Genomic DNA, 8577 nt, shown 5'->3' with positions numbered 1-8577 from the left:
AACCCCAGAACCGACCAACCCGGCACTGACCCCGACCCATAGACCCCGAATACCCCCAGCCCCATACACCCCGGCCTAAACCCCGCCCCGAGTGCGAACGAAAACCAACCCAAAGGGAATCCATCAATGACAACAACCATCGACACCGTCGACATCCGCCAGGTCGACCTTCAACCCAAAGTCAAACGCACCGACGCGATCCAGTCGTTCGTAGTACAGGAGACCGTGCTGGTCACGCTCCATTGCAGCGATGGCAGCGTAGGCACGGGTTACACCTACACCATCGGCACGGGCGGTTCGTCTATCGTCGCGTTGCTGCACGATCATCTGGCGCCATTACTGATCGGACGCAACCCCGCCGAGTACGAAGCCATCTGGCGCGACCTCTTTTTCCATACGCACGCGACGGCGGTCGGCGCAATCACGAGCCTCGCGCTAGCGGCAATCGATACCGCACTCTGGGACCGCAACACGCGCGTGGCGAACCTGCCGTTGTGGATCGCAGCGGGCGGATCGAAGCCGCGCACACGCACGTATTCCACCGAAGGCGGGTGGTTGCATTTATCGGAGACGGAACTTGTCGATCAAACCTTGCAAGCGCGCGATGCCGGCTTTCATGGCGCGAAGATCAAGGTCGGCCGGCCGCATCTGGCCGAAGATACCCGGCGGCTCACCGCAGTGCGCGACGCAATGGGCGACGACTTCGAGATCATGGTCGACGCGAATCAAGGCTTCACGCTATCCGAAGCCATCCGCCGCGCACATGCGTTTGAACCGTTGCGTCTCGCATGGCTCGAAGAGCCAATGCCCGCTGAAAATATCGCGGCGCATCAGCGGCTTTGCGCAGCGAGTTCGGTGCCAATCGCAGTGGGGGAATCGATGTATCACCCCGCGCAATTCGCCGAGTATCTGAAGGCGGATGCGTGCTCGATCGTTCAGGCCGATGTCGCGCGTGTGGGCGGGATTACGCCATGGCTGAAAGTGGCGCACCTCGCCGAGACGATGAACGTGTCCATCTGTCCGCACTTCCTGATGGAGTTGCATGTGAGTTTGTGCGCGGCCGTGCCGAACGCGACGTGGCTCGAATACATTCCGCAACTCGATGCGTTGACGGGCAAGCAGGTTCAGATCGAGCAAGGTTATGCGGTCGCGCCGATGGAACCGGGGATTGGTATCGACTGGGATTGGGATGCGATTCAGGCGACGCAGCGCACGCATGTTTGCGTCGATGCCCGCGCGGCAGCTTAAGCGATGAGCACGACCGTCATGCGCTATTGTCTATCACTTGATCTGCGCAATGACCCTGAGGTCATCGCGCAATACGACCGGTATCACGAGGCCGTCTGGCCCGAAGTGCTTGATGCGCTGCGAGCGTCTGGCATCATCGATATGACGATCTGGCGGCGCGACACGCGACTGGTCATGTTGATTGAAACGGAGCCGGACTTCAGCTTCGACAAACTCGTTGCTGGCGCGGATGTTCATCCGCGCGTGACTGAGTGGAATGCGTTGATGGCAAGCTTTCAATGTCCGTTGCCGGGTGCGACGAGCGCCGAATGGCAACCGATGAAACTCGCGTTCAATATGCAGGCGCAAATGAAGAGTTACGAAAGCTGAGCGTCTGATCGCGCTCGATCAGACAATACGCACGATCACGGAAAACACCCAGACCGCAATACCGACGCCGCCGACCAGGCATACGGCGACTGCGCACAAACGCCAAAAGGTCTTCATCCGTCGTACCTAAAAAAGAAGGCCGCAAAGCGGCCTGAAGAGGGGTACTACAGGGGGATCAATAAGAGGCATCGTAAAGCGCGAGACTTAAGAGAACATTAAGCCGCGTTGAGCGCGTCGTGATTGTCCTTTGCCGTATCAGCAATTTGTCCGCACCTTTGCAGCGCGCGTCGAAATCGCGGCTCGATCGCCCGCCTAGTTGTACGACATGGTGAAAGTCGCCATCGCTTTGACAGAACCAGGGGTGACGGTTCCCGTGCGGATGTACTGCGCCGACAAAGGCAACGTAAGTACGCCGTTGGGCGAACTTCCGATCAGCCACTGGTTCATGACGCCAACGCCTACCGCGTCGGGTCCGAAGACGACCGGGGTGCCGTCGCCTTTTAATACCTGCACGCCAATCCCCTTTACGCTCGACTCGGGCGACAACGTCAGCACGTTCGATCGATTCGACGGAGTGACAACATCTGTTATGACGATGGATACCTGGGCGCCGGCCGTGCAAGTGAAATCCAGGTTGAACGCTGTCCGCCCCGCGACTGATCCCACGCCGGCGGCAAAGGCTCTTACGGCGGGCGTGGGAAGGTAAACAGCGATGTCCTGGGTCTGTACGGAACACGTTGCCGTGTTTAGCGTGCCAGTGGCGCTGCCCGTATAAATGGGCGACTGGCTCCATAATTTTCCTACATTATCCGATGTCTCGTAGGCCTCGCTCAGCACGGGAATAGAAGAGAGAGTCGACGCGCCGCCTTTAACCGCGCCATAGGCGACGAAAATAGTTGTGACCGTAACATTCGTGACTATAGTCGGTCCCGCCAGCGGACCCGAGAGAGCACACGGTATTCGCAGCAGGCTATTGCTGAGAGACAAATTGCTGGCATTGCAAGTCGGGGCGTCGAAGACGAATCGAACACCAAGCCCGTCGATGGCGGTCTTGTACACGTCTGCGAAGCCAGGCGCGAGCGCGGCGGTCACCGTAAATTGAATGTAGACAGTTGCCGTCGTATTGAACGGGGTGGTATTTAGAAAAGAGCAATTCATCAAGAAACCGGCCGGCGCGACAGTGCCGACTACTGTGCCGGATGGGGCGTTCATCGGAATGGTGATCGTTCCTGCTGCGAGTACTTTGTTCACGTTACCCGGATTGCATGTGATCGCGGCAGAAGCGGGATTAACGAAAAACGCACTGAGGAAAACCGCGAACAGTGTAGAGAGAAGGCTGGCGCGCAAGTTTCGACAGATTTTTAATGCATTGGCGTTCAGCGACGAGCCATCAATGCGAAATCTATCGCCCGTCCTATCCAGAACTGTCACTTATCCTCACATCATTGCTGTTTAGAACGCGATGGGTTTGGCCGGGGGAGTCGAAACGTCCTTAGCCCGACGACGAACAATTCACGAGGCAGGCGAATGCCGTCAACCTCAAAGTCGTTCCTACAGCGTTTCCGCTTCAGGTAGCGAAGTGACACGGCAGTGACGACAGCATCCAGCGAATCCCACAGGCTGCTTGGACGATCGTTGCGATTTTCAAAATACAAAACTCGTCGTCACAGACAAAAAGCGGACGCCCGGGAGAACTTGTGTTCTCCCGGGCGTCCGCTTTTGCACTTTCCCGCATTGCAACCGAGCAAACATCGCTTCGGTCGTCCGACCTTCGAATTAGTTATGCGAGTAGAGCGAGCGTTCGTTGCTCAGGCTAACGCGGCTGCCCGATTGCGATTGCGTGTCTTGCACGCCACCGTAGGACGTTGTGTTTGCATTGGCTTGCGCGCGTTCCGCTGCAACGGTTTGTACGCTTTGGCCGCGCTGCGATGCCGGTGCGCCGACGCTCGGGTTATACGACGGTGCCGGGCCGTAGCCGCTGCTGGCGAATGCGGGGGCAGCCAAGGCTGCGGAAGCGGCGACCAACAATGTGGCGATAAGATTCTTGTTCATGATTTGCTCCGATTTGCATGAGTTTTAAGGGGCGCAGTGGCTTGGTTTTTTCTGCTCACTGCGTCGATGAAATGCAGTGTATACCCTTACTATCGATTTATTATGTCGATAGCATGCAATTGACTTTTCGGAATCCGCTAATAATGAGATGAAGGCGTGCGTGCCGTCGTGCACGCAGAATCTAGTCGTGCAAGGTCTCGATAATCGCAGCCGTGATCCCCGTACGGCCGTACGAAGCCCTCTCAACCATCCCGACTGTCCGAAGAATGGGAGGCAGTGCAATCGAAATCAGCCGCAACGACGGGTCCGTCTGCCATCCCGCCCTATGAAGCTGTGGCAGCACTGTGACGCCTACGTTTTTCCTCACGAGCGCCACGATCGTCTCGATGGAATTCAACTCCAGATATTCCGTCACCTCCAATCCCAGCGCCGTCAGCGCCTGATCGACGACCACGCCGGTCCGCACGCGCCGGTCAAAACGCAAGAACCCATGCGACGCCAAAATCCGGCGCGGGTCCGTATCGGTGATCTCGCGACTCACGATCAGCATCAGCGGCTCCGTGTAGAGCGGCGTCCATTTGAGCGTATCGGGCAGGGTCTGGTCGGGACGCGCCACCACCGCCGCAATGTCCACCTCGCCCTGCTCCACCATGACCGTCAACTCGTCCGAACGGGCCGACAACAACCGCACATCCAGTCCAGGGTGAGCAGTTTTTAACCGCGCAACCCCCAGCGAGAGCGCCTGAATCACCGATACAACAGCGCCAATTGTCACAGGCCCTTGCATGGAGTCAGTGGTCTTGGCCTCCAGTTCATCGAGCAGCTCCAATATCTGCTCGACCTTCGGCCGAATCTCATGACCCTGCCGGCTCAGCACGATCTGGCGCGCGCTACGGTCAAAAAGCTGCCGCCCCAATGCCTGCTCCAGCCCGCGCATCTGCAAGCTGACCGCTGCCTGGGTGAGCGCGACCCTATCAGCCGCGGCCGCGAACGATCCCGTCCGCGCAACCGCCCGGAAGGTCTTCAGCATTCGAATAGTCGGCATGGCTTATTCAAGGAAAAGTTAAGCATCAAAAAGAAAGTTTAATATTTCCTGATGCATTTGGGCCGACATAATTACTTCAATGAAAGTGTTGGCGATGGGTGATCGCTCTATCGCCGAGAGAGAACAGAGATTCCGGGCTCGCCGCCTGTATTGCCCCGCAGCGGAGTATTGAATTTGTCGACGTTAAGCAAGCTGCCTCTGGACCAGCCCGATCGCCAGGATCAGGGCAATCCGCCCGCCAGGCATCCCGTACTCGAAGTCAGTGGTTTCTCGCTGAAATTCTCGCGCGGCGCGCATGTTCCGAATCTCGTCGAGGACGTCTCGTTCTCCGTGAATGCGGGCGAAACGCTGTGCATTGTCGGGGAATCGGGGTGCGGGAAAAGCGTGACATCGCTGGCGTTGATGGGTTTGCTGCCCAGCCCGCCGGCCAATATTGTCGCGGGAAAGGCGATCTTCGACGGCCGCGATCTCTTCACGCTCACCGAGCGCGAACTCGCCGATATCCGCGGCAACCGGATGTCGATGATCTTCCAGGAGCCGATGACCTCGCTCAATCCCGCGTTCACCGTCGGGCATCAGATCGCGGAATGCGTGCAGCGGCATCGTGGTTTGAGCGGCGCGGCGGCGCGCAAGGAGGCGCTGGATATGCTGCGCCTCGTGCGCATTCCCGCGCCGGAAACGCGGCTCGACGCTTACCCGCACGAACTTTCGGGCGGCATGCGCCAGCGCGTGATGATCGCGATGGCGCTGGCGAATCGCCCGCAGCTGGTGATCGCCGATGAACCCACAACCGCACTCGATGTCACCATCCAGGCGCAGGTTTTATTGCTGGTGCGCAGCCTGCAAGCCGAAACCGGCACGGCGATGGTGTTGATCACGCACGACCTCGGCGTCGTGGCGGAAGTGGCCGATTACGTCGCGGTGATGTATGCGGGACGGATCGTGGAATATGGCTCGGTGGATGAAATCTTCGATGACCCGCAGCACCCCTACACCATCGGTTTGATGGGTGCGATTCCATCGGTGGGAAAACGCGAAGGCGCGCTCGCCACCATTCGCGGTTCCGTGCCGTCGCCTGAGCAAATGCCTAAGGGGTGCCGGTTCGCGCCGCGCTGTCCGTTCGTGGAGCAGCGGTGTATCGACGCGGTGCCAAAGGATAAACAGTTGGATGGAACGCATCGGGTGGCGTGCTGGGTTGCGCCCGTTGAACTCGCTCTTGGCGGAGCGGCGGTATGAACATCAACGCTCCTATTATTGAAGCGCGGGAACTGACCAGGCACTTTGGCGGGACGCGCAGCCTGTTCACGCGCACGCCGACGGTCTACGCGGTGAACGGCGTCTCGTTCTCTGTGCAAAAGGGCGAGACGTTTGCCATCGTCGGGGAATCGGGTTGCGGCAAGTCGACGCTCGGACGCCTGTTGCTGCGTCTTATCGACAGCACCGAAGGACGCGTGATCTATGAAGGCAAGGATATAACGCATCTGGGCACCGAGCCCATGCGCCGTCTGCGCCGCGAGATGCAGATCATTTTTCAGGATCCGTTCGCGTCGCTGAATCCGGGCATGACGGTGGGGCAGATCATCGGTGAACCGATCGCGCTGCATGGGCTGGCGAAAGGCGCTGCGCTTAACGACCGTGTAGCCGACTTGCTGCGCACGGTCGGATTGCAACCCGGTTACGCCGAACGTTATCCGCATGAGTTTTCGGGCGGGCAACGGCAACGTATTGGCATTGCGCGGGCATTAGCGGGCGAGCCCAAGCTGATAGTCGGCGATGAACCCGTCTCCGCGCTCGATGTTTCCGTACAGGCCCAGGTCATCAACCTGCTTGAATCGCTGAAGCAGGAGCTTGGCCTGACGTTGATCATGATCGCGCATGATCTCGCGGTGATTCGTCATATGAGCGATCGCGTGGCGGTGATGTATCTCGGCGAAATCGTCGAAATGGCGGATGTGGACGATCTGTTTGACCAGCCGCTTCATCCTTATACGCAAGCTTTATTGCAGGCAATTCCTGCGAGCAGCCCGCGTCAGCGCAGAACCAAACCCTCCTTGACCGGCGACCTGCCGAGTCCGACCGCGCCGCCTTCGGGTTGCCGTTTTCATCCGCGTTGTCCGCATGCACGGTCACGCTGCGCCGACGAACAACCGGTCAACGAAACGCTGGAGAACGGCCACCGTGTCGCGTGCCATTTCTGGCGCGAGATCCAGAACGAGGGTGGCGGCCCGCCGCTGGTTTCCATCGTCAGCCCGAAGCTCGTTGAGCGGCTCGCGGTGTATCGGCATCGTCAGGCGCTGGTCGACGGTGCTGTAAAAGAACAATCGAACAAACGATAAACGGGGAAGTCCAGATGCGAAAGATTGTATTGGCCGCGGCGCTCGCCGCGAGTGTTAGTACCAGCGCCGTGATGGCTCAGTCGAACTCGACTATCCGGATTGGTTTGCAGGACGATATCGGCACGCTCGATCCGGCGCGCAGCAGTCAGGTGGTTGACCGGATCGTGTTCAGTTCGCTATGCAATTCACTGGTGGATATTGGCCCGGACCTGAAGATCGTACCCATGCTAGCGACCTCCTGGAGCATGAGCGCCGACAACAAGACGCTCACATTCAAGCTGCGCCACGGCGTGAAATTCCACGACGACGAGCCATTCAACGCTGCCGCCGTGAAGGCGAATCTCGATCGCGCGCGTTCCATGCCCGCGAGCAATCGCAAGAGCGAACTGGCGTCCATCGATCACGTGGATGTAGTCGATGAATTCACCGTCGCGATCGTGTTGAAAACGCCCGATGCCGCGCTGCTCGCCACGCTGACCGATCGTGCCGGCATGATGCTCGCGCCGAAAACCCTCACCGACGACACCAGCGTTTCCACGCATCCGGTGTGCTCAGGTCCGTACAAGTTCGTCGAGCGTGTACAGAACGACCGTGTCGTGCTGCAGAAATTCGCGGGCTACTGGGACGCCGATAAATACCCGATTCAGAAGATTATCTTTCAGCCGATTCCCGACAGCACCGTGCGCCTGGCGAACCTGCGCTCGGGTTCGCTCGACATGCTGGAACGTCTCGCGCCGTCCGATGTGGCATCGGTGAAAAGCGACAAGAACCTCAACTTCATTTCGATGAGCGGCCTGGGCTTCTACGACCTCACGTTCAACGTGTCGAACGGACCGCGTGCGCCCAAGGCGTTCAAGGACAAACGTGTGCGCCAGGCGTTCGAACTTGCCATTGACCGCGATGCGATCAATCAGGTGATCGGCGGCGGAATTTTCTCGCCGATCAACCAGGCGATACCGTCGAATAGCCCGTACTTCGATGCATCGATCAAGACGACCAAACGCGATATCCCGAAGGCGAAAGCGTTGCTCAAGGCGGCGGGTTTCACGCAGCTTAATGTGGAGCTGACCTTCGGTAACAACACCGTATCGAACCAGATGGCGCAGATGCTGCAAGCCATGCTGTCGGAGGCCGGCATCAACCTCAAGTTGCGTCCGACCGATTACGCCGCGGCGCTGAATGCATCGACGAAAGGCGACTTCGAATTGCTCTATCTCGGCTGGTCGGGACGCACGGATCCGGATGGCAACCTGCATCAGTTCGTGACGTGCAAGGGCAACCTGAACTACGGGCGCTATTGCAATCCTGACGTGGACAAACTACTCGACGACGCGCGCGTGAAAGCGACGGTGGCCGAGCGCAAGCCGATCTACGACGCCGCGCAAAAGCTCCTCGCCGATGAAGACCCGATCGTGTATCTCTATGCACAGCCGTGGCCGTATGCGTTGTCGAAGAAAGTGCAGGGCTTCACGCCTTATCCGGACGGGTTGATTCGTCTGCGTGGCGTGAGCATCAAGGGGTAGTCCG

8 protein-coding genes are annotated in these 8577 nt (G+C 58.9%); 5 read left to right on the top strand and 3 right to left on the bottom strand.

The genetic code is table 11. The features are described 5' to 3' along the window. The first annotated feature begins 126 nt into the window (after window positions 1-126). Together HB376_RS38295 and HB376_RS38290 are read left to right on the top strand one after the other, a co-directional pair. A complete protein-coding gene (locus tag HB376_RS38295; protein ID WP_213768886.1) occupies window positions 127-1248 on the top strand; it encodes a mandelate racemase/muconate lactonizing enzyme family protein in 1122 nt (373 codons plus the stop codon). Between the two features lie 3 nt (window positions 1249-1251). Then, window positions 1252-1617 (top strand): L-rhamnose mutarotase, encoded by a 366-nt coding sequence (locus HB376_RS38290; protein WP_255631822.1) that lies wholly within the window; start codon window positions 1252-1254, stop codon window positions 1615-1617. Between the two features lie 312 nt (window positions 1618-1929). Here the strand turns inward: HB376_RS38290 and HB376_RS38285 are convergent, their stop codons facing one another. The 3 genes from HB376_RS38285 to HB376_RS38275 form a co-directional block, all read right to left on the bottom strand. Then, window positions 1930-2868 carry a fimbrial protein gene (locus HB376_RS38285; protein WP_213768885.1) on the bottom strand — a complete coding sequence of 313 codons (939 nt, stop codon included), beginning with the start codon at window positions 2866-2868 and terminating at the stop codon, window positions 1930-1932. Between the two features lie 525 nt (window positions 2869-3393). Next, complete coding sequence (locus tag HB376_RS38280) at window positions 3394-3669, bottom strand: hypothetical protein (protein ID WP_213768884.1); 276 nt, start codon at window positions 3667-3669, stop codon at window positions 3394-3396. 181 nt (window positions 3670-3850) lie between these two features. Continuing rightward, window positions 3851-4714: a LysR substrate-binding domain-containing protein gene (locus HB376_RS38275; protein ID WP_213768883.1), complete on the bottom strand. Its 864-nt coding sequence runs from the start codon at window positions 4712-4714 to the stop codon at window positions 3851-3853. 273 nt (window positions 4715-4987) lie between these two features. Between HB376_RS38275 and HB376_RS38270 the strand changes: the two genes are divergently transcribed. Genes HB376_RS38270 through HB376_RS38260 form a run of 3 tightly spaced genes read left to right on the top strand, consistent with a single transcriptional unit; the run spans window position 4988 to window position 8573 of the window. Beyond that, entirely contained in the window at window positions 4988-5950 is a 963-nt protein-coding gene (locus tag HB376_RS38270; protein ID WP_255631823.1) for an ABC transporter ATP-binding protein, read from the top strand. After that, window positions 5947-7050, top strand: a complete 1104-nt coding sequence (locus HB376_RS38265) for an oligopeptide/dipeptide ABC transporter ATP-binding protein (protein ID WP_213768882.1) — start codon at window positions 5947-5949, stop codon at window positions 7048-7050. Before HB376_RS38270 ends, HB376_RS38265 begins: the two co-directional genes overlap by 4 nt. A gap of 14 nt (window positions 7051-7064) precedes the next feature. After that, entirely contained in the window at window positions 7065-8573 is a 1509-nt protein-coding gene (locus HB376_RS38260) for an ABC transporter substrate-binding protein (protein WP_213768881.1), read from the top strand. Window positions 8574-8577 lie beyond the last annotated feature (4 nt).

This window comes from Caballeronia sp. dw_19 (assembly GCF_018449515.1).
Classification (GTDB): domain Bacteria; phylum Pseudomonadota; class Gammaproteobacteria; order Burkholderiales; family Burkholderiaceae; genus Caballeronia.
This window is presented reverse-complemented; position numbering and strand designations above follow the sequence as displayed.

What these genes read in the sequence shown, in the direction of transcription:
- HB376_RS38295 (WP_213768886.1), top strand. Translation starts at nt 127, where the DNA reads ATGACAACAACCATCGACACCGTCGACATCCGCCAGGTCGACCTTCAA.
- HB376_RS38280 (WP_213768884.1), bottom strand. Translation starts at nt 3,669, where the DNA reads ATGAACAAGAATCTTATCGCCACATTGTTGGTCGCCGCTTCCGCAGCC.
- HB376_RS38290 (WP_255631822.1), top strand. Translation starts at nt 1,252, where the DNA reads ATGAGCACGACCGTCATGCGCTATTGTCTATCACTTGATCTGCGCAAT.
- HB376_RS38265 (WP_213768882.1), top strand. Translation starts at nt 5,947, where the DNA reads ATGAACATCAACGCTCCTATTATTGAAGCGCGGGAACTGACCAGGCAC.
- HB376_RS38260 (WP_213768881.1), top strand. Translation starts at nt 7,065, where the DNA reads ATGCGAAAGATTGTATTGGCCGCGGCGCTCGCCGCGAGTGTTAGTACC.
- HB376_RS38275 (WP_213768883.1), bottom strand. Translation starts at nt 4,714, where the DNA reads ATGCCGACTATTCGAATGCTGAAGACCTTCCGGGCGGTTGCGCGGACG.